This window comes from Azoarcus sp. L1K30 (genome assembly GCF_018122735.1).
Classification (GTDB): domain Bacteria; phylum Pseudomonadota; class Gammaproteobacteria; order Burkholderiales; family Rhodocyclaceae; genus Parazoarcus.
This window is the reverse complement of the sequence record NZ_JAGRRD010000002.1, coordinates 1-1532: the sequence shown is the minus strand read 5'-3', so window position 1 is coordinate 1532 and position 1532 is coordinate 1. Positions and strand designations below refer to the sequence as shown.

The 1532-nt window shown below is 65.9% G+C and carries 1 protein-coding gene; it reads right to left on the bottom strand.

Annotated features, from left to right (window positions below; all coding sequences use genetic code 11):
- A partial coding sequence (locus tag J5J83_RS22765) for an RHS domain-containing protein (RefSeq protein ID WP_212353665.1) occupies nucleotides 1-1532 on the bottom strand: 1532 nt, incomplete at both ends.

Genomic DNA, 1532 nt, shown 5'->3' with positions numbered 1-1532 from the left:
AGGTAACGCCCGGTGCGTGGGTCGTAGGTTCGATGCCAGTTGTCGTGCAGTCCGGTCTCGGCATCGAAATATTGACCGGGGAGCCTCAGGTTCAGCGGTTCGACGCCGAAGTGCGAAAGGGGCACAACGGCCTCGGTTGGTGCTGGCGGTGATGACGCCGCACCCTGAGGCATCGCCAGCCCCCACGGCGTGAGCGTTGCGCGCCACACGATGACCTTGCGCTTGTCGGTCATGGCGATGGGGCCCCCGCGGTGATCGGTGTGGATGAAGTAGGTGGCGGAGGCGTCGAGTCGGGCAACCGGCGTGGTGCGCTTGCTCTCCGACAGGTAAAGGTATTGCGTCTGGATGGCGCCGCTGGCATCGAGCTCGGCCACGCGCTTGCCATCGAGCCATAGCGTCCAGGTCGTGGTGTCCCTGCCCTGACCGATGACGGTCTTGGCCACACGTTGCCCCAGGCTGTTGTAGCGGTAGCGCGCCACGCGCTGCCGGGTCGTGCGGTCGGTGACGGTGTCGAGCTGGCCGCTCACGGTGTACGTGTAGCGGAAGCGGGCGTCTTCGACGGTGCGACCCAGGGCATCGCGTGTGACGGCGGTGCCGGCTGTGTTCGCAGGGTGGCGAGCCTCCCTACGAGCGGGCGTTGGCTCATTGGGTGGATCCGGCCGGAGTTGGCCAAAACCGGTGTAGCGGTAGTCGGCCTTCAGCAGGGGGGAATCGATGGATTTGATGCGGGGGCCATTGCCGTAGCGGTAGTCGGTGCGATCGATTCCGTCGATGTCGAGCACGGTGAGCCGGCCGGCGGTGTCGTAGCTGCGTCGGGTTACGATGCCGTTGCCGGCCGTGTAGGCGGAGAGACCGTCAAAGGGGTCAATACGGATCTGGTCCGCAATCGTGGTGTCGGGGAGCCAGCGACCGACAGTCTCACCAAGGCCGCGCGCAACATGTTCGCTCAGCCAGTCCTCGATCGCAGCCGCCCAGGCCGCCTGCAGGCGCAGGCTGCTTGCGGTGGCGCCGTGTCTGGCATCGGTACGTGCGATGCGCAGCACCCGGCCATCGGCCAGCACACGCGCACTGACCAGGCCGCTATCGGGGTCGAACCGGGTATGGGTGGTAAAGACCTGATCTAGACCGCTGAGCGAGATGGCTTCTTGCGTCTTGCGACCGAACGCGTCGTAGCCGAAGCGGCTGGTTTGTGCGCCATCGCTGCGGCTGGCCAGCGTGTGTCCCGCGTAGGTGAGTGCGACGGCTTCGGCAGTCTGTCCCTGGGCGTCGAACAGATCCTTGCGGATGAGCCGACCGGCGGCATCGTAGGTGTAGGCGGTGCGACTGCCGTCGACGCTGGCGATGTCGACGATGCGCCCTGCTGCATCGTAGCGGGCTGTCTTCGTGCCATGGTCGGGCAGGACTTGACGCAGCACGTGACCGAAGTCGTCGATCAGCAGATCTTCCGAGGTATTGGGATTGAAGCGCAGACCGCCGTCTGGCGTCTGGGCGATGCGTACGCCGAGGCGATGGTCCGCACGCTGCAGATAGCG